This is a genomic window from Embleya sp. NPDC005575 (genome assembly GCF_040605455.1).
In the GTDB taxonomy this organism is placed as follows: Bacteria; Actinomycetota; Actinomycetes; order Streptomycetales; family Streptomycetaceae; genus Embleya.
The window spans coordinates 25653-50068 of sequence record NZ_JBEXCV010000057.1; the positions used below are offsets into that span (position 1 = coordinate 25653).

Here is a 24416-nt window from a genome sequence, read left to right on the forward strand (position 1 = left end):
ACGCTCAGACCCTGATGCCCAGTTCGGCCAACAGGTCCAGGCTCACGTACTCGCCCCCGGTCCGCGACGCAGGTCCGTCGCACAATTCGAGGGTGGCGGAGACCATTTGGTCCATGGTCTCGATCTGATCGGGCCGCAACTGCCCGCCGACCAACTCCTCCGCACCCTCGCTGAGCACCGCGGCTCGCGGCTCGATGGTGTTCACCCGGATCCCGGTCCCGTACAGCTCCGCGGCCAACGCGTTGGTGATCCGGTTCAACGCGGCCTTGGACGCCCCGTACACCGCGGTCTTGGTACCCAGCACACCCGGTTCGAACGGCGGCCCCGCCCACGGCCGCGCGGTGCCGCTGCTCACGTTCACGATCCAGCCCTCGCCGCGGCCGGCCATCGCCGGCACCACCGCCTGACACAACTCCATCGGGGCAAGCACGTTCACCTCGAAGTGCAGCCGGGCACGTCGCTGCGGATAGACCCGCAACGACGCGTAGGAGGCCATCGCCGCGTTGTTGACCAGGATGTCGATCGGCCCGCCGAGCCCGTCCTCGGCGGCGGGTACGATCCGGGCCCGCTGCGCCTCGTCGGACAGATCGGCCACCACCACCGCGCTGCGCCGGCCGTGCCGGGCGATCAGCGTCTCGGTCCGCTCCAACGACCCGGCCAGGTTCCCCTGACGCAACGTCCGTGCGGTGACCGCCACATCGGCTCCCTCGGCAGCGAGCCGCACCGCCAACGCCGCACCGATTCCCCTGCTGGCCCCGGTGATCAATGCTCTACGTCCCTCGAACCGCTTGGCCACGGCGTCCCTCCCCTGGTTCCGGACAACTGCCTGCCGACACCATCCTCACAACAGTGGACTAGGTCAACCATCAGAACCGGAAATCCCACGACCCGGGATCCACGTTCGGGCCGCCACCGGCCGAATCGCATCCCACGAGTTCGCCCGGATCGATCCCACCGACGGCTGCGATACGGCCACTGCCGCAAAGCCGTCTGAGTAGGCTGTGCGCTTGATGTTCGCGTGATCGTCGGTAACTCGGGGGAGATACGACATGAGGGTCAACAAGCAGCTCGGCATCCTGGGCGCGGCGATCGTCCTGGCCGCCGGAATCGGAACGGCCGTCGCCCTCAGCGGCGCGGACGGGGATGGTAAGAGCTCGAAGGCGGCAGGGCCCGTGCCGGCCTGGTGCCTGGACTCACCCACCGACTATCACAGCCCGAACCACGGCGGTTGCGTCATCATCGCCGGCTGCCAGCACATACATAAGATCTTCGACCTGGACGACATCCTGGCGAAGGAGAACCCGATCGGCTCGTCCGGCTACCGCGGCGATACCGACGTGGCCGCGGTACTCAAGCAGATCCGGGACCTGACCACCGAGGAACTGAACACCCCCAACATTCCCCCGCCGATCAAGCGCGCCCGCGAGTCGGACATCGGCCACCTCACCCGGGCGATCACCCTGTACGAGGAGAAGGGCGACTGGACGCGGGCCAACCTCGACCGGACGCTGGACATGAAAGGGGGAGCCATGGCTTGCCTGAACCTCACGGCCGATCTGCACAACCCGGCGGCCTCTCCCAACGCGTTCAAGTAGAGCCCTGGCCTGCTACCGAGAACCCGGGAATTCATGAGCGTGCACGCAGGGGTGCTGATCGCAGGGCGGTACCGGTTGGTCGCCAGACTCGGCGGCGGCGGCATGGGCGAGGTCTGGCAGGCGCGCGACCTCAGTCTGAACGTCGACGTCGCCGTCAAGACCGTTCGCAACGTGGCGGAGGATCCCGAACGGCGCAGGGCGGCAATCGCCTACGCCCGGAAGGAGGCACAGCACGCCGCCGCGCTCCGGGACCACCCCAACATCGTGGCCGTCCACGATGTCGTCGAGCACGACGGCGCACCGGTCACGATCATGCGCCTGGTGCAGGGGCGGTCCGTGGCGCAGTTGCTGGACGCCGCACCGGGCGGGCTGGACGAGGCGACCGTGGAGCGCATCGCCCTCGGGGTGCTGGACGCCCTCGACGCGGCACACCGCGCCGGGATCCGCCACCGGGACGTAAAGCCACCCAACGTCATGGTCACCGACGCCGGGCATGTGTTGCTCACCGACTTCGGCATCGCCAAGCACGGTGCCGACACCCGGATCACCCGCGACGGGGCGGTGGTCGGTACGGTCGCGTACATCGCCCCGGAACGCCTGATGGGCCAGGATCTGCCGGCCGGGGACGTCTGGTCCCTGGGCGTGACGCTCTATCAGGCGGCCACCGGGATCTCCCCCTTCGAGCGCGACTCGGCCCCGGCCTCCATCCACGCCATCACCCACCACCAGCCGCCGCGCCCCGCAGCCGGTGCCCTGACATCGGCGATCGTGGCGATGCTCGACAAGGATCCCTCGACACGGGCGGGCGTCGCCCAGGTCCGCCGGATGCTGGGCGACGAGGTGGTGGCGATCCCGCGCAAGCGCGAATGGCTCGCGCCTGCACTGTCGGTCGTCGCCGTCACAATGGCCGGGCTGCTGGCCTTCGCAGTGACCAACGCGCTCAAGGACGACTCCGACACCCCCGAATCCATGCCGTCCGACCGTGGCACCAGCACGCCCGCCGCCACCACACCCGTCACCACCGCCCCGACGGTGAGCACCAGCCCCAAGTCCGCCAAGGCCACCGGCAGTCCCGGGCCGGACGCGAGCTTGTGCACCGCAGCGGTGACCATCTCGTCCAACGCACTCCAGCTGTCGATCATCGGGATGAACGACCCCAACAACAGCCCGGTCGACCGGATGACGTCCGCGGTGCAGCCGCTGCGGACCGGGACGACCCAGGTCAACGAGGTCGCCGGTCACGCCACGACGCCGGCCGCCAAGGCGAAGATCCAAGCCATGGCCAACGACCTGACCGCGATGGCGGACGCGCTCTACGCGCAACTCCCGGCCATCCGGAGCGGGCAGGACTTCAACACCAAGGCCGCCGACCTGGCAGGCAAGCAACTGCGAACCGATGCGGGCGACCTCGGCAGCATCTGCTGGACCTGAGCCGGAACCACCGTCGTCCGTGGCGAGCGCATCGAGCTGCCGAACACGCTTGCGGAGAACCACGCCGTTCTCCCCGAGGACCGCCGCGAGGAGTTCGACAAGGACATGTACGAGACCCCGCTCGATCGGCTCGAACGCGATGCCATCCTGCACTGGGCGCTCCCTCCGGAAGTGCAGGAGGACGGTGAGGCCGTGCACGCGCGTCTCAAGGCCGGCGACTTCTTCAGCGGCTGCGCGGACCGAGACGGTAGCGCGATCACATGAGCTACCGCGTGCAATACACGAACCCGGACGGGATGCGACTCGGTTCGGGTGACGTCCGGGCATCGGTCAGTGGGGGATGTCCACCGGGGGTAGGACGTCGGCTGTGGGGGAGAAGCGGGTGGGGATGGCGAAGGTGCTCTTGGTGGGTGGGGGTTCCTGGTGGTCGGCGGCGGAGTCGGTGCGGCGGAGGACGACCAGGCCCGCGATCGGTGGGGGAGGGGCGTCGGGGGTCAGGAAGGGCTCGTCGGCGACGCCGGCGAAGGCCTCGCGGGCGGTGGTTGCCGGGTCGGGAGCGGCGTACTCCAGGATGTCGGCGCCCAATCGGCGGCCGGTGTTGCGCAGGTGCAGGTAGGCCGTCGTGCAGTCCTCACGCTCGACGGTGCCGCAGGCCTCGGCCAGTGCGCGCTCGTAGGCGGCGTGCACCTCGGGCGGGGTGGCCGCCGGGGTGATCCCGAGGACGTCGTAGGGCGATCGCTCCGATGCGGGCATGTTCCGTGCTCCGAGGTGCGCTTGGTGGGGAATATCGATCAATCGCTCAGTAGTAGCCGTGGATTCGGGCTCGGATCTCGTCCAGGATCTCCCGGGTGCCTTCGGTCGGGTGGTATTCGTTCGCGCGCTCCAGGTGTACGAGCGCCGTGTGGTTGTGGCCCATGTTCGCTTGCCGAACCCCCTCGTTGTGCAGCGCCAGGGCCAACAGCACGGTGTTCTCGGGGGTCGACGGGATCGCCTCCAGGGTGCGGATCGTGTCCTGATAGCGCTCCTCGCGCAGGTACACCGCCACCAGCGCGTCCCGCAGCCTCGGTTCCTCGTGCTCGCCGAGCGCCCGCGTGAGCACCTCGATCGCCTCGTAGGCGCCGTCCTTGGCGAGCAGGTCGTAGGCCCGGTCCACGACCACCACGATCCACGCCTCGCGCAGCGACTCGATCTCCAAGCCGTCGGCGATCTCGCGGCGCAGCAGTTGCTCCGCGACCTCGTAGTGCCGCGCGTAGTAGTGGTTGAACGCCAACGCCCGGCGGATGGGCGGGTCGTCGCCGTAGTGCCGGGCCTCCTCCAGGAGATCGATGGCCCGGTCGAAGTCCTCGTCCCGCTCGCGCGCCTGCGCCGCCTCCACCAGCAGCGCGGCCACCCGACGGCGAGCCTCGGCCGCGACCGACGAGCCGGAGACTGCCGAGCCGGTGACCGAGGGTCCGGAGACCGCCGATCCCGAGACCGGTGAATCCGCGACCGCCGATCCCGGGGCCGAGGATCCTGCGGTCGAAGGGCCCTCCCCGGCACCCGCGTCCGCGAGTTCGAGCGCCTCGCGCATCGCCGCCACCGCCTGCTCGCGCGCACCGCCGCGCAACGCGAGTCGCTCGGCGCTCAGGAACAGCGCGTTGGTCAGCCCGATCCGACCCGCCTCACCGGGATCGAGCGCGTGCGCTTCACGCATCGCCACGACCGCCTCCGCGACGGCCGCGTCGGTGTTCCTCGCCAACAGCTCCATCACCAGCCCACGCAGCGCGCCGGCGGCAAGCGCCCGTACCGACTCGTCGTCCGGAGTCAGCTCCAGCGCCCGGCGGACCAGCGCGATCGCGTCGCGGTACAGCTTGCGTTCGTGCTCCCGCCGGGCGAGTTGCGCGTAAGCCCCGGCCAATGCCTCGCGCAGGCCCGGCCCGTCCGGAGCCAAGGCCCATGAGCGTTCCAACAGCCTGGCCGTCTGCCCGTGTTCATTCGGGTCGGCGGCCAACACGGCCTGTGCGGCCCGAACTCCGACCTCGGCCGCCAGGTTCGTTGCATCGGCCGGGATCGGCGCGGCCTGCTCCAGACACGCCAGGGCCTGCGCCCATTCCCCGCGCTCGCCCAGATACCGGGCCCGGGCCAGATGTGCCCGAGCAAGCAGCGCGGCCACGCCGGGCGTCGCGGCCGGCCCGGCCAGACCGGCCAGTGCGGTCAGGCCGGTGATCGCCTCGTCGAACCGGCCCGCGTCGATCAGGTGGTGGTACACGCCCAACGGGCCGAGCAGGTCGGCGGTGTGCGGATCCACCGCGGCCAGGACGGCGGCGGCGAGTTCGCGGCCCGCCGGTGAGCCGTGCTCGGGGTCGGCGACCCGCGCCAGGAACAGCGGACCGCAGGCGATCGAGGCCGGCGCCGGCTCGGTGTGCGCGACGCGTTCGGTCGCGGCCACCTCCAGCGACCAGCGCTGCGCCAGTTCGCGGTACAGCGCGGCCACCGCGCCCTCGCTCTGCCCGGCGCGCTCACCCAACTCGCGGTGCACCCGCTCGATCTGCTCGGTGCGCGCGGTCCGGATCTGTTCGGCGGAGATCTCCCGCCCGGTGCGTGCCTCCAGGTCGATCCAGAACCTCGGGCTGTACAGCACCGCAGCCCAAGTACCGCACACCAGCTGCCACATCGCGGTGGTGTGCCCCGCGCCGCCGGCCGATCCGGCGCGCAGCGCGGACAGCGCCAGACACTGGAGGTTGCGCACATCGGTGGGTACCGCGCGTTCCAGGTCGAGCCGGATCGCGATCGAGGCGTCGTGCCGATCCGCGCGGGCGTGCGCCAGCGCCTGCCACGAGCGCAGCAGCGGCCTGGCCCGGCGTACCTGCGGCAACTCCGGCACCAGCCGCGCGGCCCGCTCCACGTCCGCCGCCGCAGCCACCAGGTCGGCGCTGTGCACGGCGGCCCGGCGCACATACACCCGGGCCGCGATCAGCCGTCCTTCCTCGGTCGCCCCGGGGCCGGCCAACACCTGTTCCAGGCCCGCCAACGCCGTGTCGTGGTCGCCGCGTTGGGCGCGCAACAGCGCCAGCAGGTGGTGCGCCGAGGTACGGTCGTCGCCGCGGGCCCACCGGATCAGCTCGGCCTCCGCCGCATCGCCCGCCCCGGCCCGATGGGCGCACGCGGTCAACGCGGCCAACATCGAGTCCACGCAACCACCACAACGCGCGGGCAGTTCGCCGCCGGCTGCCCCTGGAGCGCTCAGCCCGCCGATCCCGCCGTGCCCACCGACCCCGTCGACGTCACCGATCCCGCCGACCACACCAAGCCCGCCGAAGCCATCGACCCCACCCAGCACCCCATGGTCCCCGCAATAGGCCCGTCCGCACTGGCCACAAGCCGCCCGCGCCGATGCCGCACATCCCGCCGTCTCGCACATCGCCGCGCGCGGTTCCGGCTCCACCGGCCCGGGCACCACCAGCGCCTGCCGGTACGCCTCGGCCGCGTCGCCCCACCGGCGGCCCCGCGCGGCATGCATCCCGCGCACCGCCCACGCGGCCGGTTCGGCCTCCACCAGCGCGCCCAGCGGCACCGTGCCCGCGCCGAGCGCCAGCCGGGCCAGCGGTGCCAGGTGCCCCACCCGCGGATCGGCCACCGGATCGAGCGCGGCCGACAACCGCACGGCGACCGCCGGTTCGCCCGCGTACAGCGCCGCGATCGCCAGATGCACCCGGATCCGCCGATCCCCTGGCACCAGCGCGACCGCCGCGCCCAGCCGATCCCGCGCGGCCGTCAGCGGCGCGCCTCGATCGCGGCCGAACCGCAACAACTCGGCACCCTCGCGAAACAGCGTCTCGGCCAGCGCGACCCGATATCCCTCGTGGTCGGGAAACGCATCCCGACACGCCTGCCAGTGCTCGCGCGCGAGCGCGTGGTCGCCGGCGGCGAGCGCGGCGCGGGCCAGCAAATCCCTTGCGGTGGCCACGTTGTGTGCGCGGATCGCGTCGTTGACCCCGCCCGGCGCCGCCCACAACTCGTCCGCTCGCTCCACCCGGCCCAGCCGGGCATATCCCAGGCCCAGATGGAAGCGCGCCGAGCCGGTCGGCTCGGTACGCACCGGCGCCAACACCTCGATCCCGTCCGCGACCCGGCCCGCCGCGATCCGGGCCGCGCCCAGGCGCACGACGCCCGGTGTCCAGTCCGGCCGAGTCGCCAGCCCACCTTCGTACGCCTCGGCGGCGCCCGGGAGCTCGCCGGCGTGCTCGCGTACCAGGCCCAGCCCGAAGCGGGCCGGCGCGTACCCCGGGTCGAGCCGGGCGGCTATCTCGAACTCGCGCTGCGCCAGCGTCCATTCGTCCTCCAGGACGGCCAGTTGCCCGCGCGCGTAGTGGGCCCGCGGATCGTCCGGCGCGGCGGCCACCGCAGCCTCCGCGTCGGCCCGCGCCGCGCCCAGGTCGCCCTCGTCCCGATAGGCGATGCCCCGGAACAACAAAGCCTCGGCGGCCAACGGCGAATCGTCGTCCACCCGGTCCAACACCCGCCAGAACGAGGCGATGGCATCCTGCCGCCGCTCGCGTCGCAACCGAACGCACGCCTGCCGGTGGTGCGCGAGTGCGCTGTCGTCGCCCGCGTCGATCGTCGCCGAGAACGCCGCGTCGGCCGACTCCACTTCGCCGATAGCGCTGTAGGCGCGGGCCAGCAGGTGGTGCTGCGCCGCGTCGCGCTCGCGGACCTCGGCCAGGTGCACCACCGCGCGCGCCGCGTCGCCCTGCTCGAACAGTGCGCGACCCAGGCCGAACCGGGCTCGCGCGTGGTCGGGTTCGGCGGCCACCACCCGCTCGAAACAGGGCGCCGCCGCCGCGAAATCGTCGTCCTGGTCGTGCAGCGTGCCCAGAGTCAGGTTGGCCCCGAGGTGGCGGGGCTGCTTCGCCAGCACCCGCCGCAGCACCGGGAAGGCCGCCGACCGATCGCCGCGGGCCAGGGTGAGCGTGACGAACTCCATTTGCACGTCGGCGTGTTCCGGCAACATTTCGGCCGCCCGGCGCAGCGGCTCCAGCGCCGCCGCGTCCCGGCCGAGGGCGTGCTGGGCGCGGCCCAGCCCGAGCCATGCCTGCGCGTGGGCGGGGGCCAGAGTGCAGGTGCGGGTGAGCAGGCCCACGGCGGCTTCGAGCGCCGCATCTCGGGACACCTTGTCGGCGGGCTTGCGACGCAGGTGGGTCAGCGCCATCGCGTACAGCACCTCGGGCCGCTCCGGCTCGATGGTCAGCGAGCGCTCGAACGCGGCGAGCGCCTCGTCCGGCCGACCCGCGTCGCGGTACAGCCTGCCCAGTTCGTAGCCGGTGGCCGCGCGTGGCACGAGCCGGTCGGCGCGCTCGAACGCGGCGATCGCCTCGGCCGCCCGACCGAGGTCGCGCAGCGCGCAGGCACGGGCGTACACCGCCCATTCCAGCCGTGGTGCCCCCGCCTCGATCCGGCCCGCGAGTTCCTCGACCGCGATCAGTTCGCTCTTCGGCAGGCCGGTGGCGACCACGCACCTGGCCTCCAGGAAGTCGTACGCCACATGGTCGGGGTCGGTGTCGGTGCGGGTGACCAGCTCCACGCAGATCGCGACGTCCAGCGGCCCCGGTTCGGCCCGCCGGGTCGCTTGGGCGGCGGTCAGCTCCAATGCGGCGACGGGCAGTGCGGTCAGCGCGAACGCGGTGCGGAAGGCGGTGATCGCGTCGGCCGAGCGGCCCTGCCGGCCGGCCACCTCGCCGAGTCCGATCAGCGCCCGCCCGTGCGTGTCGGCGAGCGTGTCCGGGGTGCCGGGCTTGACCAGCGCGTCCGCGACGCGTCGATAGCCGCGCTCGGCCGCAGCGAGCCGGCCCGCCCGGTGTGCGGCCTCGGCCTGGGCCAAAAGCGTCTCGGCGCGGGCCGCGATCGAGGCGGGTCTGCGGCGGAAACCGAACCACATCAGAGCAGCCACCAAGGCGATGAGGGCCGCGACGGCGGCGAGAAGCGGGACCGTCATCGGGCGGCCCACGGGGTATGCCGAACTTCGTCGATCAACGGGTCCCCCGACCGTTTATCCCAACACCGTTCACGCAGATATCGAGCGCTCATGCTAGAACACCGACTATCCGACTTTCAGGTGCTCGGCGGGCCCGGGTTGGGCAAAATCGCGCCGCACGCGGACATGGCGGCCTCGGCGCGGTGAGCGGTGCCGACTACGCTCGGTGGCCATGACCACCACACCGCCCCCGGATCCACCCACCGAGCAGGATTTCCGCCGGTTGCTGGAGTGCACCGGCGCCGACATTACTCCCGGACTGACCGCGGACGAGTTCGATTCGGTGGAAAAGCACTTCGGTTTCCGGTTCGCCGCCGATCACCGTCTGTTGTTGTCGCTCGGCCTGCCGATCGGAAAAGGCTGGCCGAATTGGCGCGACGGCAACGCGCGCGGCCTCAAGGCTCAACTGGGTTGGCCGGGCGAGGGGGTGCTGTACGACGTGGAGCACAACGCGTTCTGGCCGGCGGCGTGGGGCGCGCGCCCGGCGCAGCTGCGGCACGCGCTCAAGTCGGCGCGCTATCACCTGGCTCGGGTGCCGACGATGGTGCCGGTGTTCGGCCACCGCTACCTGCCCGGCGCCGAGGGCCAGTGGGACCACCCGGTGTTGTCCGTGATGCAGACCGACATCGTGGTGTACGGCGCGAACCTGGCCAACTACCTCGCGGTGGAGTTCGCCGACGGCAGGATCGAACACGCGCCGGTGACCGTGCCGTTCTGGTCGGACCTGGTTTCCTGAGCGGGTACGTCCGGCGCGCTCCGAAGGCGTGAACGGAGCCTCGGGCACGACCTCGGCCTCGTGAGCCGACAGCCCTGACCGCTTCGAAAGCCTCGACAGCCTCGGCGGCTCCCGCGACCCCGACCGGCCCCGTCTCGCCGTGTCGACACCCGCCGGCGGCCGCGGGCTCAGTCGGTGAGCCGGGCGTGGTTCGCGTCCGGCAGCCAGTCCCGGGTCGGGTCGTGGTCGAGCCAGCGCTCGCGGGCGCCTATCCGGCCGAACTCGCGGAGCAGATCGGCCAGCCGAGGATGCGGCCGATCCGCATTCCACAGCAGGGACCAGGCGTACAGCGGGGCGGGCTCGACCAGCGGGATGGAGCGCACGTCGCGGGCGCCGGCAGGCAGCGGGCGATCGGCGGGCAGCAGCGCGAAGCACGTGGGGTCGGTCCGCAGGTGGTCGACGAAGTGCTCCAGGCCCAGGTTGGGCCCGGTCGCCCACCGAAGGCGTCGGCGAATCGTTCGAGGAAGTCGAGCCGATCCACCGCTGCCGGGCACCACAGCACACTGCCACGCCCTTCGACGGGCCCGGCCAGGGATTCCTGATCGACACCGCGCCGCGCGCCGACTATCACCACGTGGTCGGCCGGGTGATCGACGCCTTGGCGACCCGCGACGACGTCGACACGACCGCCGGCGTGGGCCTGGTCGGGATGAGCCTGGGCGGCTTCTACGCGATCCTCACCGCCGCGCACGAACCGCGAGTGGTCGCCACCGTCGCGGTGAGCGGCCCGTACCGCCTCGACTGGGCCGAACTCCCGCCGTTCGTGCGGGAGACGCTCACGGTGCGTACGGGAAGCACGGGTGCCGCCGAGGAGTTCGTGCGCGGCGTCGATCTGGCCGACATCGCCTCGGGCATCGGCACGCCGCTGCGGGTGGTCGAAGGCGGTGACGACATTACGCCCGGAGTCCTTTCCGCCGAACGTGTCGGTCACGAGGCGCCGTTGGGCGGGGTGCTCGTGCTGCCGCACGGTGATCACCTGGTGTGCGACGCACAATCCGGGTGGCTTCCCGACACCGCCGACTGGCTCACCGACCGGCTCGGGTAGCCGACGGCTTCAACCGGTCAGGCCCGCGTCGTGGGCGATCAGGCCGGCCTGGGTGCGGTTGGTGCAGTCGAGTTTGGTCAGGGTGCGGGATACATACGCCTTGACGGTCGCTTCGGTGAGGTGCAGGCGCCCGGCGATCTGCGAGTTGGACAGCCCCTCGCCGAGGCAGCCCAGGATCTCGGTCTCCCGGACGCTGAGATCACGGATCGTGTGCCGGGCCGCCCGGCGCGCGCTGTCGCGGGCCGCGCTCGCGCCGATCAGATTGCGGGCGGCGGCCGGCGACAACACCGTGTGGCCGTCGGCGGCCACCCGCAGCAGCGCGATCAGTTCCTCGGGAGGGGTGTCCTTGAGGAGGAAGCCGACCGCGCCCGTGTGCAGCGCGCGGAGCACGTGGTCGTCGGTGTCGATCGTGGTCAGTACGACGACCCTGGGCGGTGTGTCGAGTCGAACCATCCGGCGCAGCGCGGAGAGCCCGTCCACGCCGGGCATGTGCAGGTCGAGCAGGACCACGTCGGGGCGGTGTCGGACCACCTGCTCCAGCGCCTCCGCGCCGTCGTACGCCTCGCCGACGATCTCGATGTCCGGGGCGCCGCCGAGGATGGTGCGCAGGTGTGCGCAGACCATTCGTTCGTCGTCCACAAGCAGGAGTCGAATCATGCGGCACCTTCGTGGAGGTCTCGGTGGGTTCGGTCGGTGGTGACGGGTGTGGCGATCGGGACGAGTGCCTCCACGACGAAGCCGCCGGTTTCGTCGGGTTCGGCGCGCAGCCGGCCGCCCAGGAGTTCGACGCGTTCGCGCAGGCCGAGCAGGCCGGTACCGCCGGTGCCGAGGTCGACGTCCGGGGCCCGTGCCCCGGCCGTGTTCGCGACGGTGATGCCGATGCCGGAGGGCTCGTACCGGATCGACACCTCGACGTGTGCGCCGGGCGCGTGTTTGTGCACGTTGGTCAGCGCCTCCTGCACCACACGCCGCACGGTTCGTACAGCCGCCGGTGCGTCGGCATCGTCCGGGGTGCCGGTCACGGTCAGCTCGATGGGCACGCCGGCCGTTCGCGAGTCGGCGATCAGATCGGATACGTCCAGCCCGGTCGCCCCGCCGCCGCGCGCGCTCGCGCCGGCCGGCGACGGGTCGTCGGGGTCCCGCAGCACCGCGACCAACTCGCGTAGCTCGGCCAGCGCCTGACAGCCCGTCAACCGCAACTCCTCGGCGGCCGAACGCACGTTGTCGCGCTCGGCGATCGTGCGCGGACCGGGGCAATCAACAAAGGGAGCACCGGCGTCGGACGGCGATGCCTCGCCACGCCTTCGTGTTGTTGATCCGCCGCTCGACAATGATCCGCGCGGCTGCGGTTCCTCACCGGTGAGGGGCAATCGCGATCGTCGAGACGTCACTCGGCAACGCGGTTCTCGTGGTAAGCGTGCTACGAGCACAGACCTTCCGAACTGCTGGAGGCCGGGGTCGGACCTGCGCTGGATCGGTTGCACGACGAAGCCCCGTCACGTGGGTGACGGGGCTCGGTCGGCTGGTGGGTCAGGCAGCGCGCAGCGTGGACAGCAGGGCCGACCAGGATGCGGGGGTGACCACCAGGTGACCGACACTCGGGTCCTTGGAGTCCCGGACAGGCACGGCCGAGAAGCCTGGGGCGACCTCTACGCACTCCGCTCCTTGAGGGGCGCTGTAGGTCGACTTACGCCACATCGCGTGACCGAGTTCGGGCTCAAGGGTCATGTTCTGAACTCCTCTATCGCTGCCTTGATCATTTCCGCCGAGTCCTTGGGCGACGGGGCGCGGGCGCACACGCGATCGTACGCCCCTTGCCGACGCCGGACTTCCTCCATGTCTTCGATCAATTGCCCGCTGTCGCTGCCTTCCAGCCATACACCGGTGGTTCCGTCGGCCAGTGTCATCAGCACCGTGGTTCCGCCGAGAAGCGGATGCCCGCCGAGCTTTGACGGCCACACTTGAATCGTCGTTCGGATCGTGTCGACCTGCGGCAGAAGCGACGCGAGCTGCCGATGTGTTGTCTCGTGGCTTCCGATCATCCGGTGCAACACGGCTTCGTCAAGTACGGCCGAGTAGGCGGGCGGATCATCGCGGGTGAGGGTGGACTGCCGTGCGATGCGCTCATTCGTGGCGTCGTCGATCTCTTCCTCTGTCTCGTACACCTCGCCATTGAGAAGCAACGCCCTTGCGTACTCGGGTGTTTGCAGCAGTCCGGGAACGACCTGGGGAGCGTACGTGCCGATCCGTACTGCCTTGGCCTCGTAGTCGCTCAACAAGCGCCACCTACCAGGGTGGCGATCGTCCTTGATCATCCGATACATGGACTGGAACATGAGCCCGGTTGCGAAGAGTTCGTCGAGCTTCGAGGGAATGTCGGATGGGATCGACCTTCGCGCACGCTCGAATCGCGACAGCGTCGATGTGTCGTAGCCGAGCTTCCCCGCAACGGTTTCGAGGGACAATCCGGCGGCTTCGCGATACTCCCGAATCAACTCGCCGTAGGTGCCCCGAGGGCCGGCCCCGGGGTCAATGGGTCGTGGCTTGAATCGCACACCCGTTCTCCTTGCCCTTGCCAAAAAATAATGCCCACGGCTCCGAGCTTTCGAGCGTACAGAGAGTGGCGTCATCATCGCCTTACTCCCCGTGAAGTCATGCGGAGCGACGAAAGGCGTGCCATGCACTCTCCGCCCGAGGACGGCAATCCGGAGCGACCCAAGAGTGACGGGGCGGGGCTCGTGGTTCATCGGATCAAACTGATCCGAACTCGTTTCCCGCGTTCATCCGAGCGAACTGGCAGTTCGGCGCCGTGGCCATGGGGTGACGACCTGCCGGGCCACGAGCCTCCGTGTGCGTGCTCGCCGAACTGCCGGTATTTGCACGCTGACCACTGAGCCGTTTCGTGTTCAGCCGAGAAGGAGAACCAGCGCGGCCGTATGCCGCCGCCTTTCAACCGGCAGCGGCCGGGCGTCTCGATTCCAGGCGTGAGCCCGGCCGCTGCCTCCATCTATCCACCGTGAGGCAGTGATGGAGATTCAAGAATATTCAGCGATCCGTCTCGGTTCGCGTGTTCGGCACATCGACGAGCATGCGGATCTGCCGGAAGGGACGGTCGTTGCGCTTCCTCCGGCGTCGGAGCGGGTTGCCGTCGTGCAGCCGCATCCGGCAGGACGGTCGCCCTACCTGTGCCCGATCGGTCATCTGGTCGAGGTCGACTTGGATGCGGAACTGGTCAAGGCAGTACGGCAGTTGTGGCACGTCGATCAGTTCGGCCGTGCTGTGGGTGCGCCGCTTTCGGTGCCGATCGAGCCCGGGGCCGAGTCCGTGCGGGAGGCGATGTGACCAGGCGCTACCTGTGGCGTGAACTGCCCTGCCAGGTGATCACGTTCGTGGAAAAGGCAACCGGGCCCATCCTCTCGGTCGAGTCGATCGCCGGGCCCCACACCAGTTCCTTCGCCGCGCTCGTCGGCACTCCCGCCGGCCTCGTGTTCGTCAAGGCTGCCGAGGAGGCCACCGCCCCCCTGTCCGCCCGGGCCCAGACCAGCGAGATCGCGGCGAGTGCCGTCACGGGCGTGCTGTCTCCGCGCCTGTTGCACCACGGCGCGGTCGACGGTGGCGGGTCCTCGTGTTCGAGCACGTCGAGGGTCGGCCGGTGCGGCTGTGTCTCGGCTCGCCCGACATGGCTCAGGTGGTCGGCGTGGTGGATCGCATCGGGCGCGTCCAACCGGGTCGCAGTGCCGGGTTGCCCACGCTGGTCGGTCGGCTGCGAGAGCACCTGCCGCCCGCCCGGTCCGGCCCGCTGTGCGGCAACCGCCTCCTGCACACGGACCTGACCTCGGCCAACATGATCATCCGATCCGACGGCCGACTCTCCGTCGTGGACTGGGGCCAGGTGGCGCTGGGCCCACGGTGGGCGGAGATCGGTTACCTCGGTGCGGCGTTGTTGGGCGAGGGCCACAACCTCGGTGAGATCCGTCGCTGGATGTGGCGATTCCCCGACTGGCGCCGTACACCCCTCACCGCCCGCCGAGCGCTCGCCGAGGCGATGATCGGCCACACCGACGGCCGCGACACCTGGTGGATCAGCCTGGTCGAACCGCCCATCGCGGGCTGACGCGCGTCCCGGCCCCTCGGCCGCAGGAGGCTGCCCCATGGAGACGGCATTCCGTCGCGATTGCCGCAGGTGGCCGCCTGGTGCGGGTCCGAGGCGATTCGGCGGCGTGCCGTGGTGCTGTTCGGCCCGTGGTCGGCGGGTTCGACGCGCGTAGGGCCGAGGTGATGGCCGCGGAACCGACACAATCCCGCAGCGTGCTCACGCGCATCGGATCTGCGAGGCACGTAGGCGGAAGCAGCTCGCATCTGCAAGGATGATGGCCCGCATGCGGCGGCTTCTGCCGGCGTATACGGGTATCGGCTTCGCTCTGTGCGGGAGGCGCTCGTGGTTAGGATCCCGGCCGTGAACATGTTCGGGATCGGCGATGCGGCGGCTCTGCTCGGAGTGAGTGCGGACACGGTGCGGCGGTGGGTGGACTCGGGTCGGCTCGACGCGCGGCGGGACGAGAACGGTCGGCGGGTTGTGGAGGGTGCGGCGCTTGCCGCGTTCGCCCGCTCGGTGGCGGCCGGCGACGCCCGCGCGGACAGCGAGCGGCTCGGTTGGTCGTCGGCGCGCAACCGCTTCCGCGGCATCGTCACCGACGTCCGCAAGGACACGGTGATGGCCCAGGTCGAGATCCAGGCCGGGCCGTACCGGGTGGTCTCGCTGATGAGTGCCGAGGCCGCGGACGAACTCGGCTTGGAGGTCGGGGTGCTCGCCACGGCAGTGGTGAAGTCGACGAATGTCATGGTGGAGCGGACCGAGGGCGCGCGCGAGCACTCCCTCGAATAGCGGGGAGTGCACACACGATGGGCGCAATGGGCACGGTGCGGGCCGGACGTGCGGTCTCGGCCGCGCTGCTCGCGGGGGCGTTGATCACGCTCGCCGGATGCGGCAGCGACGACAAGGACAAGGACGACAAGAAGGTCGGCGGGGCCACGCCGCCGGCCGGCGCCAACGCCTCCGCGCCCGCCGCCGACGCCAAGCAGCTCAAGGGCACCGTCAACGTGTTCGCCGCGGCCTCGCTGACCGAGACGTTCACCGCGCTGGGCAAGCAGTTCGAGGCCGCGCACCCGGGTGTGACGGTCAAGTTCAACTACCTCGGCAGCTCGGCGCTGGCCGCGAGCATCGACCAGGGCGCGCCCGCCGACGTGTTCGCCTCGGCCGACGAGAAGAACATGAAGCTCGTCACCGACGCCAAGAACGCCGACGGCACGCCCACCGCGTTCGCCAAGAACACGTTGCAGATCGCGGTGGCGCCGGGCAACCCCAAGAACATCAAGTCGCTCGCCGACCTCAAGCAGAACGGCCTCAAGGTCGCCCAATGCGCCTCGCAGGTCCCATGCGGCGCCGCGGCCAAGACCGCTCTCGACGCGGCCGGCGTCAAGTTCACCCCCGCGACGCTCGAACAGGACGTCAAGGCCGCGCTCACCAAGCTCACCCTCGGCGAGGTGGACGCCGCACTCGTCTACCGCACCGACGTCAAGGCGGCGGGCGCCAAGGCGGTCGGCGTGGACTTCCCCGAATCCGCGCAGGCGGTCAACACATACCCGATCGTTCCGCTCGCCAAGGCGCCCAACGCCGACGCGGCCAAGGCGTTCGTGGCCTTCGTGTTGTCCGAGCCCGGCCGCACGGCCCTGACGGCGGCGGGCTTCCAGGCACCGTGATCGAAGCTCCCCAGGTCCCCCACGGCGAGCGAGCCGGACGCGCGCGGGCCATCCGCACGTGGGCCCAGCGCCGGCCCGCCGTACGCGAGCGGGCCGAACGCTCCCGACGCGGCGGCGCACCGTTGGCACTGCTCGTGCCCGGCCTGATCGGCCTGGTGTTCCTGGTGCTGCCGCTGGTTGGTCTGCTGGTCCGGGCGCCGTGGAGCGACCTGGGGAGTCAGCTCGGCAGTACCGAGGTCCGCGAGGCGCTCAAGCTCTCGCTGTTCACCGCGACCGTGGCCACCGGCATCGTGCTGGTCCTGGGTGTCCCGCTGGCCTGGCTGCTGGCCCGGACCGACTTTCCCGGCCGCCGGCTGGTCCGCGCACTGGTCACGCTGCCGCTGGTGTTGCCGCCCGTGGTGGGCGGTGTGGCGCTGCTCCTGGTGCTCGGCCGCAAGGGCATCGTCGGCGAGTGGCTGGACGACACCTTCGGCTACACGCTGCCGTTCACCACGACCGGCGTGATCGTGGCCGAGGCGTTCGTGGCGATGCCGTTCCTGGTGATCAGCGTCGAGGGCGCGCTGCGGGCGGCCGACCCGCGCTACGAGGAGGCCGCCGCGACGCTGGGTGCGTCCCGCTGGACCGCGTTCCGCCGGGTGACCCTGCCGCTGATCGCGCCGGGCGTGGCGGCCGGCGCGGTACTCGCATGGGCGCGCGCGCTCGGCGAGTTCGGCGCGACCATCACCTTCGCCGGCAACTTCCCGGGCAAGACCCAGACCATGCCGCTCGCCGTCTACCTGGCCCTGGAAAGCGATCCGGAGGCGGCGATCGTGCTCTCCCTCGTGTTGTTGGCGGTGTCCGTGCTGATCCTGGCCGGCCTGCGCGAGCGCTGGATGACCACCTCGTGACCGGCGCGGACGAGACGAGCGCCCCGAACCAGGCGACCGGCCCGAACGATGCGACCGATGCGACCGGCACGAAGGCGACCGGTCCGCACGAAGCGACCGGCGGCCCGGAAGAACCGAGCACCCCCGGCCTCGACGCCCACCTCGTCGTAGCCCGCGACGCCTTCCGCCTGGACGTGCACCTGACCGCCGCGCCCGGCGAGGTGGTCGCCCTGCTCGGCCCCAACGGCGCCGGCAAGAGCACCGCGCTGCGCGCCCTGGCCGGTCTCACCCCGCTCGGCGCCGGCCACACCCGGCTCGCCGGCGTCGACCTGGAGGACCCGAAGCGGCGGCTGTACACACCGCCCGAGCGGCGCCCGGTGGGCGTGGTCTTCCAGGACTACCTGCTCTTCCCGCACCTGTCCGCGCTGGAGAACGTCGCCTTCGGCCTGCGCTGCCAGGGCGTCGGCCGACGCGAGGCCCGGAGCCTGGCGGCGGACTGGCTGGACCGGGTCGACCTGGCCGAACACGCGGGCGTCAAACCGGGCCGGCTCTCCGGCGGGCAGGCCCAGCGGGTCGCGCTCGCCCGCGCGCTGGCCACCCACCCGCGACTGCTGCTCCTGGACGAGCCGTTGGCCGCGCTGGACGCGCGCACCCGGGTGGCGGTGCGGGCGACGCTGCGCCGGCATCTGGCCGACTTCGACGGGGTCGCGGTGGTGATCACCCACGACCCCTTGGACGCGATGGTGCTGGCCGACCGGCTCACCGTGATCGAGGCGGGCCGCGCGGTCCAGACCGGCACGCCGGCCGAGGTGGCCCGGCATCCGCGCACCGACTACGTGGCGCGCCTGGTGGGTCTGAACCTGTACCGCGGCACCACCTCGGCCGGCGGCGTCGACCTGGCCGGCGGGCAGCGCCTGGTGGTGGCCGAACTCCCGGACGCGGTCGAGGTGTTCGTGGCCTTCTCGCCGGCCGCGGTGACGCTGTACCGGACCCGCCCGGACGGCAGCCCGCGCAACCTGTGGCAGGTCGAGGTGGACGGCATGGAGCTGCACGGCGACACCGTCCGGGTCGAACTGACCGGCCCGGTACCGCTGCTCGCCGACGTCACACCGCTCGCGGTCGCCGAACTCGAACTCGCGCCGGGCAAGCCGGTATGGGCGGCGGTCAAGGCAACGGAGGCGCGAGCGTACCCGGCCTGAGCGGTGCACCCGGCGCAGGCGCCCCGCCGTCCCCGGGCGCGCTGACAGTCCCGGGCGCGCTGACAGTCCCGGGCACGACGATCGTCCCGGGCACGACGACCGTCCCCGGGCGCGATGACAGTGCGACCGTGCACCATGGTGTCCGTGAAGAGCCTGACCACCACGGAAGCGACTCGCGCGCGGATGAGTCGCCAACGCAGCAAGGACACCGGCGTCGAGGTCGCGTTGCGGCGCCTGCTGCACGCCATGGGCCTGCGCTACCGCGTGCACCGCCGCCCGCTCAAGGGCGTCCGCCGCGAGGCGGACGTCGTCTTCGGCCCGACGAAGGTCGCCGTCTACGTCGACGGCTGCTTCTGGCACGGATGCCCGAAGCACGCGACCTGGCCCAAGCGCAACGCCGATTTCTGGAAGACCAAGATCGAGGGAAACCGCACCCGCGACGCGGACACCGACCGACGGATGGCCGAGGCCGGTTGGCTGGTCGTACGCGTCTGGGAGCACGAGGACCCGGTCACCGCAGCGGCCAGGGTTCGGGATGCCGTGATCGCGAGGCGCGTGGCCGGCTAACCTGTCCGCATGGCACGACCCATCACCATGATCGACCTGTTCGCGGGCTGCGGTGGAATGACGTCCGGATTCGCCGCCGCGAAGGGCTTTCGGCCGGTCATGGCGGTCGAGTGGAACCTGCACGCGGCCGCGACCTACGCCGCCAATTTCGGCGAGGCGCACATGCGCTGGGGCGATATCGCGGAGATCCCGGACAAGGACATCCCGCGTGCCGACCTGATCATCGGCGGCCCGCCCTGCCAGGGCTTCTCCAACCTGGGCAGTCGCAACGTCGAGGACCCGCGCAACAAGCTCTGGAAGGAATACCTGCGCTTCGTGCGCCGGGCCAGGCCCAAGGTGTTCGTCATCGAGAACGTGGACCGCTTCCAGAAGTCCGCCGAGTTCGCGCTGTTGCTCGCCGAGGCGCAGCCCGGCGGCCTCCTGGAGGGGTACGTGCTGACCGACGCGCTGCTCCCGGCGGTGGACTACGGCGTCCCGCAGCGCCGCAAGCGCGCGATCGTGATCGGCTCCCGGATCGGCGAGATCGCCGTCCCCGAGCCGACCCACGGCTCCGGCCGGCCGCAGCGCTGGAATACCGTCCGGGACGCGATCGAGCACCTGCCGCGCGTGCCCGGGACGACCAGCCTGCCCGTCTCGAAGACGGAGTTCTTCGGCCGTAGCGTGCCCGGCGTGTTCAAGGAGGCCGACCTGCACCTGGCCCGCACGCCGATCGAGCGCTCGCTGCTGCGCTACGACTGCGTCCCGCCCGGCGGCGGCCGCTTCGACCTGCCGGACCACCTGCTGCCGGACTGCTGGCGGAACAAGAAGACCGGTACGACGGACGTGATGGGCCGGATGCGCTGGGACCACCCGTCGCTGACCATCCGGACCGAGTTCTACAAGCCGGAGAAGGGCCAGTACCTGCACCCGCAGTGGAACCCGGACGACCCGACCGACCGGGTCAACCGCCCGATCACGCACCGCGAGGCGGCCCGGCTCCAGTCCTTCCCGGAGACCTTCGTGTGGTGCGGCTCCAAGACCGAGATCGCCCGACAGATCGGCAACGCGGTGCCGCCGCGGCTCGCGGAGGCGATCGCTCGGCATCTGAAGCCGCGGTTGCAGGCGGCGCGGTAACGCGGAGCAAGGGCGGCAGGGCGGGAACAGGTGTCGTAGCCAGAGCCGAGGCGCGGTGGAGCGAGCAGGCTCGGTAGCGCGAGAGCCGGCGCCGTGACGCGAGAGCCGGCGTGGCAGGGCGAGGGCTCGGAGGGATCGCTCCCGCCGGCCGAGGCTCAGGTGCTCGGGGTACCTTCGGCGTCGCTCGCCTCCGCGTCCAGGCCGTACATCCGCGGTGGCAACTGCTGCTCCGCCCAGTCGAGGTCGGCGTCCAGGTCGAGCCAGATCCGGTCATGGCGGTCGGCCGGAGCGTCGAGGTGGATCGCGACCCACGTGAAGATGCCGCACACGGTGGTCCGGGCCCGGTCCGGCGCGGCGATCTGGGCGGCGAACCAGACGGCCACGCCGGCGCGGGTGGGGATCAGGTGCTGCTCGTCGTCCGGGGCCGGTCGGCCGGTGGTGGCGCAGCGCGGCGGTTCGAGGATCTTCATCCAGGTCAGCGTGGCGCCGGGAGCCTGGTCCTCGAAGCATTCGGTGACCGACTCGCGGATCGCGCCGACCGGGTCCTCGCCGAGCCAGCCGAACCACGCGTCGTTCTCGACCAGCTTGGCGAAGTCGTCCTGCGGCGGCCCGTGCCGCGGGTTCTCCCGGTACTCGCCGGTCAACAGGCCGTCCGGCCCGACCACCCACGCGCCGCGGATCGCCTCACCGGGGACATAGCCGTTGGGGTCGTCGGCGAATGCCGGGTCGATCTCGGCGACCGAGCCGCCCGGGCTCTGCGCGGCTGCGGCGAGCAGTCCCGGGTCGTCCGGGACCTGGCGACGCGTCACGGATTCGCTCGCCGAGGACTCGCCCATGTGTGCCACTCTCCCGCGTTGTCGATGGCGTACCGGGTCGATCGGTTCGGCCCGGGACGGGTGCGCAATTCTCGCGCATGCGGCGCGGGCCCGGCCGACCGGCCCGCGACGGGGCCGGTACCCCGCCGAGGTGGATCCGACGGTGCCGGCAGGTCAGCGGCCCCACGCGGTGGTGATCGCGGCGGTGTACCCGGCGGCACGTTCGCGGGCGTCGGCGGCTTCCGCGGGTTTGCCCAGGGCGTCGGCCAGGCGCGCCCGGCCGAGCCAGTTGTACGGGCTGGTCGGACGCACGTTGACCCGTTCGCTGAGCAGCGTCCGGGCCAGATCGTGCCGGTCGGCCCGCAGCGCCGCCTCGACCAGGGTCTGCTGGATCGCGTCGCGCTGGGCGTGGCTGCCGCCGTAGGTGTTCAGGCGGTGCCGGATCGGGACGAGGGTGTCGACGGTGTCCGCGTACCGTCCCTGCTCGAAGGCCACCAGCGCGCGGCAGACCGGCAGGCCGACCTCCGCGGTCATCGCGTGGTTGGCCACGCCCGGGTGCGGATCGGCGAGCCAGGTCTCGCGGTCACGGACCACCGCCTGCGCGTCGGCGATCCGGCCGGCGCCGAGGTAGGCCATCACCGCGTGGGTGTCGTTGAACGCGTAGTACGGGCCGTCCGCGCGGGCCGCCCACGCGTCGGCGAGCCGGTTCCAGCGCCCGGCCTGCCGGCTGCCGACGAGGTGGATGCGCCACAACAGGGCCGAGGCGTCCAGGAGTTCCATCGCCAGGCCGGCGGACTTGTCGTGGTGCAGGACCGCGTCGTAGACGGCCAGCGCGCGGTCGATCGCACCGGCCTCGATCGAGAACAGGCCGTAGTGCCACCAGTTGTGCACGTTCAGGTAGTTGCCGCCGGTCCAGTCGGCGGTGCGGGCATCGAGGTAGCGGATCCCCTCGGCGAACCGGCCCTGCATCTCGTACGTGTGCACGATCGCGTGGATCGCCCACACGTCGCGCGGATTCGCCGCCACGGCGGCCAGCCCGGCCTGTTCGGAACGCGCGTAATGGCCGGCCTCCTCCAGGCCGAACGCGGCCATGCCCAGCACCGGCCCGTAGTGCGGATCGTCTCGATCCCACGCGCTGAGGGCGCCGCCGACCCGGTCGCGCAGCCGGACGGCGTCACCGGTGAGGAAGTCGATCTGATGGCCGATCAGCAGCGCGAGCGCGTCCCGGGGATACGCCACGACCACCTCGTGCAGGATGTCGCCGGCCAGGTGGATGTCGCCCGCCAACCACGCGTCGGCGGCCCGCATGTGCGCGACCTCGCGGGCGCCGACCCTGGTCGGGGTGGGCACGAAGGCGGCGTAGCGCTCGCGCGCCGCGCCGGCATCGACCGACTCGGTGCCCAACAGGCCGAGATAGGCCGCGAATGCGTTTGCCATCGGTGCACCCGGGTCGGCCGACAGCGCCGCCTCGACCTCCGTGCTCACCTCCGGCCGGAAGAACAGCAGCGCGTCGAGCGCGCGTTCGTAGTGCCGGATCGCCTCCGGGCCCATGCCGGACAGTTCGAGCCCGTGCCGATCCACCGTGCTCATCGTGGGGTCCTTCCGTCGCGACGATCGACATCGATTAAACACGGCGGGAAGAGCGCTCGGGGTCAGGACGCGGCGGCCTGCCACGCGTCCTGGCACCGGTAGCGGTTGTTGTGCCCGGCCTTCAGGACGGCACGCAGCCGGGCGAGGTCGGGGGTGTCGGCCGGCAGGCGCAGCCGGTCATCGAATCGCCGCTTCCCCCGGAAAGCGGCGTATCGCTCGCCGACACCCGCGCCTGGGCGCCGGCCCGCCTCGACGAACCGCTCACCCTGGCCGACCTCGCCGCGCACGCGAACACCAGCGTGCGCACCCTGACCCGACGCTTCCACGCCGAGACGAGTCTCAGTCCGCTGCAGTGGCTGCTCCATCAACGGGTGGACCGGGCGCGGGAGTTGCTGGAGACCACCGCCCTGTCGATGGAACTGGTGGCCCACCACAGCGGGATCGGCACCACCGATTCGCTGCGCAAACACCTCGTGCGCCGCACCGGCCTGACCCCGAGCGGCTACCGCGCGGCGTTCACCCGGATCCCGGCCGACCGTGCCGATGTCGCCGGCGCGGCTGCCGCCTCCCGCGCCGCCCGGCTGAACGGCCGTCGACGGGTCGGCCCCTGATCGCTTGTCAGCCGGCGGCCGCGTCGGGCTGACGTTTCCGGCGCCGGGGAGCCCGGCGCCGCTCCAGGCGGTCGGTTCGGAGATGGAGAGGCTTCGATTTGCCCTACTCGCGCCTCGAACGACCACAACCTTTACTTTCTGCAACGGTCTGTTGCCTCTCCGTGCGGCGGGCTCGGTCCATTCCGGGGGCAAGTCGTGAAGTACGTCATAGTGTGGTGATCCGACGATGCCTGGCATTCGGGGCCTGCCGCCGGCAACGGCCCACCCCTGTCGGCCGATCCGAGGGCGGCCCATCGGCGGGCCGGGTGGAGCGTCGCGCCGGTCCGGACCGGGGTGAATCGGGCCACCCTTCCGCACGGCCGCGGGCGCCTGATACAGATGGGCGAGTTCCACCGACACATCGGAAGTCTCGCCATGAACCAGGACAACACTGCCGACCTCGTTCCCTTCACGATCGACCTGACCTTCGAGGAGGCCCGGCGACGGGCCGAGGTCGTGGCCGCGCTCGGGCCCGACTGGGACCCGGTGGCCGCCATCCGAAGCGAAGACGAAGCGTTCGCCCTCCTCTATTCGGGCCTGGACCCCGAGCAGCAGCGCATCCACGACATGCTGGTGGCGGCCGGGGTCCTGCCGGGGGAGGAGCCGGGTCGTGCGGCTGCCCATTGATCCACAGGCGGACATCGCCCGTCGCGCCTGGGTGGCCTGCCCCGTCTGTGACGACGCGCGCCACTGCACGACCTGCGCCGACCTCCGCAACTGCGGCGAGCACTGGCGCTATCTGATCTCCAACAACGGGCCGGTCGTCCATCTTCAGTGCCCGCACTGCACACACATGTGGTCCCTGAACACCCGGCCCGGCGTCACCCACCGTGGGGACAACAGCCACTGCTTGTGATGGAACCGGGGCCGCCGACCCACCCCGTACGCCCTGCTCCACCGGGCGGGGGGGGGGGGCGCCAGCCGGGCCGGCGCCGCGCGCCCCCCCGCGCCGCGCGGGGCGGCGCCGCCCCCGCCGCGCCCGCCCCCAACGCCACCCCCA

The 24416-nt window shown here is 71.5% G+C and carries 25 protein-coding genes and 1 pseudogene; 16 read left to right on the forward strand and 10 right to left on the reverse strand.

Annotated elements, in window-relative coordinates:
* Window positions 1-4 precede the first annotated feature (4 nt).
* Window positions 5-796 (reverse strand): SDR family oxidoreductase, encoded by a 792-nt coding sequence (locus ABZS54_RS20470; protein ID WP_355537643.1) that lies wholly within the window; start codon window positions 794-796, stop codon window positions 5-7.
* 253 nt (window positions 797-1049) lie between these two features.
* On the opposite strand from ABZS54_RS20470, the gene ABZS54_RS20475 reads away from it, so the two are divergent.
* From ABZS54_RS20475 to ABZS54_RS20485, 3 genes are all read left to right on the forward strand, one after another.
* Window positions 1050-1595 carry a hypothetical protein gene (locus ABZS54_RS20475; RefSeq protein WP_355537646.1) on the forward strand — a complete coding sequence of 182 codons (546 nt, stop codon included), beginning with the start codon at window positions 1050-1052 and terminating at the stop codon, window positions 1593-1595.
* 33 nt (window positions 1596-1628) lie between these two features.
* Window positions 1629-3026: a serine/threonine-protein kinase gene (locus tag ABZS54_RS20480; RefSeq protein ID WP_355537649.1), complete on the forward strand. Its 1398-nt coding sequence runs from the start codon at window positions 1629-1631 to the stop codon at window positions 3024-3026.
* 105 nt (window positions 3027-3131) lie between these two features.
* On the forward strand, window positions 3132-3290 hold the full coding sequence (locus ABZS54_RS20485) for a hypothetical protein (RefSeq protein WP_355537652.1): 159 nt from the start codon (window positions 3132-3134) through the stop codon (window positions 3288-3290).
* 66 nt (window positions 3291-3356) lie between these two features.
* Here the strand turns inward: ABZS54_RS20485 and ABZS54_RS20490 are convergent, their stop codons facing one another.
* Together ABZS54_RS20490 and ABZS54_RS20495 are read right to left on the reverse strand one after the other, a co-directional pair.
* The gene (locus ABZS54_RS20490) at window positions 3357-3779 is read right to left on the reverse strand and encodes a hypothetical protein (RefSeq protein ID WP_355537655.1); all 423 of its coding nucleotides are present in this window, start codon (window positions 3777-3779) and stop codon (window positions 3357-3359) included.
* Between the two features lie 46 nt (window positions 3780-3825).
* Window positions 3826-8997: a tetratricopeptide repeat protein gene (locus ABZS54_RS20495; RefSeq protein ID WP_355537658.1), complete on the reverse strand. Its 5172-nt coding sequence runs from the start codon at window positions 8995-8997 to the stop codon at window positions 3826-3828.
* Window positions 8998-9208: 211 nt separating this feature from the next.
* On the opposite strand from ABZS54_RS20495, the gene ABZS54_RS20500 reads away from it, so the two are divergent.
* The gene (locus ABZS54_RS20500; RefSeq protein WP_355537661.1) at window positions 9209-9772 is read left to right on the forward strand and encodes a hypothetical protein; all 564 of its coding nucleotides are present in this window, start codon (window positions 9209-9211) and stop codon (window positions 9770-9772) included.
* A gap of 167 nt (window positions 9773-9939) precedes the next feature.
* Here ABZS54_RS20500 and ABZS54_RS20505 read toward each other — a convergent pair whose 3' ends face one another.
* The gene (locus tag ABZS54_RS20505) at window positions 9940-10305 is read right to left on the reverse strand and encodes a hypothetical protein (RefSeq protein WP_355537664.1); all 366 of its coding nucleotides are present in this window, start codon (window positions 10303-10305) and stop codon (window positions 9940-9942) included.
* A gap of 80 nt (window positions 10306-10385) precedes the next feature.
* Between ABZS54_RS20505 and ABZS54_RS20510 the strand changes: the two genes are divergently transcribed.
* Window positions 10386-10856 (forward strand): hypothetical protein, encoded by a 471-nt coding sequence (locus ABZS54_RS20510; RefSeq protein ID WP_355537667.1) that lies wholly within the window; start codon window positions 10386-10388, stop codon window positions 10854-10856.
* Window positions 10857-10865: 9 nt separating this feature from the next.
* Here the strand turns inward: ABZS54_RS20510 and ABZS54_RS20515 are convergent, their stop codons facing one another.
* From ABZS54_RS20515 to ABZS54_RS20530, 4 genes are all read right to left on the reverse strand, one after another.
* Complete coding sequence (locus ABZS54_RS20515; protein WP_355537670.1) at window positions 10866-11513, reverse strand: response regulator transcription factor; 648 nt, start codon at window positions 11511-11513, stop codon at window positions 10866-10868.
* A complete protein-coding gene (locus ABZS54_RS20520) occupies window positions 11510-12049 on the reverse strand; it encodes an ATP-binding protein (protein ID WP_355537673.1) in 540 nt (179 codons plus the stop codon). Before ABZS54_RS20520 ends, ABZS54_RS20515 begins: the two co-directional genes overlap by 4 nt.
* A 337-nt stretch (window positions 12050-12386) precedes the next feature.
* Window positions 12387-12584, reverse strand: coding sequence for a DUF397 domain-containing protein (locus tag ABZS54_RS20525; RefSeq protein WP_355537676.1), 198 nt, complete (start codon window positions 12582-12584; stop codon window positions 12387-12389).
* Complete coding sequence (locus tag ABZS54_RS20530; RefSeq protein WP_355537679.1) at window positions 12581-13411, reverse strand: helix-turn-helix transcriptional regulator; 831 nt, start codon at window positions 13409-13411, stop codon at window positions 12581-12583. The genes ABZS54_RS20525 and ABZS54_RS20530 overlap by 4 nt, the downstream gene beginning before the upstream one ends.
* A 469-nt stretch (window positions 13412-13880) precedes the next feature.
* Between ABZS54_RS20530 and ABZS54_RS20535 the strand changes: the two genes are divergently transcribed.
* The 8 genes from ABZS54_RS20535 (at window position 13881) to ABZS54_RS20570 (ending at window position 20361) form a co-directional block, all read left to right on the forward strand.
* A complete protein-coding gene (locus ABZS54_RS20535; RefSeq protein ID WP_355537682.1) occupies window positions 13881-14198 on the forward strand; it encodes a hypothetical protein in 318 nt (105 codons plus the stop codon).
* Window positions 14199-14481: 283 nt separating this feature from the next.
* Window positions 14482-14970 (forward strand): phosphotransferase, encoded by a 489-nt coding sequence (locus ABZS54_RS20540; protein WP_355537685.1) that lies wholly within the window; start codon window positions 14482-14484, stop codon window positions 14968-14970.
* Window positions 14971-15312: 342 nt separating this feature from the next.
* Window positions 15313-15741: a helix-turn-helix transcriptional regulator gene (locus ABZS54_RS20545; protein ID WP_020550249.1), complete on the forward strand. Its 429-nt coding sequence runs from the start codon at window positions 15313-15315 to the stop codon at window positions 15739-15741.
* 26 nt (window positions 15742-15767) lie between these two features.
* Complete coding sequence (gene modA / locus ABZS54_RS20550; RefSeq protein WP_355537688.1) at window positions 15768-16616, forward strand: molybdate ABC transporter substrate-binding protein; 849 nt, start codon at window positions 15768-15770, stop codon at window positions 16614-16616.
* Window positions 16617-16738: 122 nt separating this feature from the next.
* The gene (locus ABZS54_RS20555; protein WP_355537716.1) at window positions 16739-17503 is read left to right on the forward strand and encodes an ABC transporter permease; all 765 of its coding nucleotides are present in this window, start codon (window positions 16739-16741) and stop codon (window positions 17501-17503) included.
* Window positions 17500-18681 (forward strand): ABC transporter ATP-binding protein, encoded by a 1182-nt coding sequence (locus ABZS54_RS20560; RefSeq protein ID WP_355537691.1) that lies wholly within the window; start codon window positions 17500-17502, stop codon window positions 18679-18681. The genes ABZS54_RS20555 and ABZS54_RS20560 overlap by 4 nt, the downstream gene beginning before the upstream one ends.
* A 135-nt stretch (window positions 18682-18816) precedes the next feature.
* On the forward strand, window positions 18817-19248 hold the full coding sequence (locus tag ABZS54_RS20565) for a very short patch repair endonuclease (RefSeq protein ID WP_355537694.1): 432 nt from the start codon (window positions 18817-18819) through the stop codon (window positions 19246-19248).
* 9 nt (window positions 19249-19257) lie between these two features.
* Window positions 19258-20361 carry a DNA cytosine methyltransferase gene (locus ABZS54_RS20570; protein WP_355537697.1) on the forward strand — a complete coding sequence of 368 codons (1104 nt, stop codon included), beginning with the start codon at window positions 19258-19260 and terminating at the stop codon, window positions 20359-20361.
* A gap of 155 nt (window positions 20362-20516) precedes the next feature.
* Here the strand turns inward: ABZS54_RS20570 and ABZS54_RS20575 are convergent, their stop codons facing one another.
* Both ABZS54_RS20575 and ABZS54_RS20580 read right to left on the reverse strand, forming a co-directional pair.
* Window positions 20517-21197: a hypothetical protein gene (locus tag ABZS54_RS20575; protein WP_355537700.1), complete on the reverse strand. Its 681-nt coding sequence runs from the start codon at window positions 21195-21197 to the stop codon at window positions 20517-20519.
* A 153-nt stretch (window positions 21198-21350) separates the two neighbouring features.
* The gene (locus ABZS54_RS20580; protein ID WP_355537703.1) at window positions 21351-22766 is read right to left on the reverse strand and encodes a tetratricopeptide repeat protein; all 1416 of its coding nucleotides are present in this window, start codon (window positions 22764-22766) and stop codon (window positions 21351-21353) included.
* Between the two features lie 89 nt (window positions 22767-22855).
* On the opposite strand from ABZS54_RS20580, the pseudogene ABZS54_RS20585 reads away from it, so the two are divergent.
* The 3 genes and pseudogenes from ABZS54_RS20585 to ABZS54_RS20595 form a co-directional block, all read left to right on the forward strand.
* Window positions 22856-23377: pseudogene (locus ABZS54_RS20585) on the forward strand (helix-turn-helix domain-containing protein); the annotation flags it as partial.
* A gap of 414 nt (window positions 23378-23791) precedes the next feature.
* Window positions 23792-24043: a DUF6400 family protein gene (locus tag ABZS54_RS20590; RefSeq protein ID WP_355537706.1), complete on the forward strand. Its 252-nt coding sequence runs from the start codon at window positions 23792-23794 to the stop codon at window positions 24041-24043.
* Complete coding sequence (locus tag ABZS54_RS20595) at window positions 24027-24272, forward strand: hypothetical protein (protein WP_355537708.1); 246 nt, start codon at window positions 24027-24029, stop codon at window positions 24270-24272. Before ABZS54_RS20590 ends, ABZS54_RS20595 begins: the two co-directional genes overlap by 17 nt.
* Window positions 24273-24416 lie beyond the last annotated feature (144 nt).